We start from the raw sequence: 628 nt of genomic DNA on the forward strand, positions 1-628 counted from the left end.
ATTATATATTCTCCTTCCGCGATCCATCTCGCGATGGTCGTCACCCGGCTGGCGGACGCGGGAGGGCAGATGCTGTTCGAACCTTTAAGAGAAGCATCCGGGATCGATAGCACGGGATACGTACCGAGAGTATCCGTCGTCATGCCGCTCTTCAACAAAGCGCGGCACGTCGGGGCGGCGGTACAATCTGTTCTCGCACAGACCGAGACGGACTTCGAGCTGATCATAGTCGACGACGGTTCGACCGACGGCAGCGCCGCGGTGGTGCGGCAGTTCGGGGATCCGCGAATCCGTCTGGCAACCCAGAAGAACATGGGAGCAGCGCATGCGCGGAACCGGGGAATAGCCGAAGCACGGGCCGATCTGGTCGCGTTCCTGGACGCCGACGATCGGTGGCTGCCGGAGTTCCTCCCCACGATCCTCCGCCTGCGGGCACGGTATCCCGATGCCGGCGCTTACGCCACCGCTTACTGCCTGTGCCGCCAGGATGGAACCCTGAGAGAGGCGGACCTCGCAGCGCTGCCGCCCGCGCCCTGGGAAGGGCTGATCCCTAACTACTTCCGAGCGGCCACACTGGGGGAGGGGCTGCTCACCGCATCCTCGGCCGCGGTCCCGAAAGAAGTGCTCG

The 628-nt window shown here is 64.5% G+C and carries 1 protein-coding gene; it reads left to right on the forward strand.

The window, feature by feature from the left end; all coding sequences use genetic code 11:
• Positions 1 to 33 precede the first annotated feature (33 nt).
• A partial coding sequence (locus tag QMC96_13350) for a glycosyltransferase family A protein (GenBank protein MDI6877738.1) occupies positions 34 to 628 on the forward strand: 595 nt, incomplete at its 3' end.

It is taken from the genome of Methanomicrobiales archaeon (assembly GCA_030019205.1).
GTDB lineage: Archaea > Halobacteriota > Methanomicrobia > Methanomicrobiales > JACTUA01 > JASEFH01.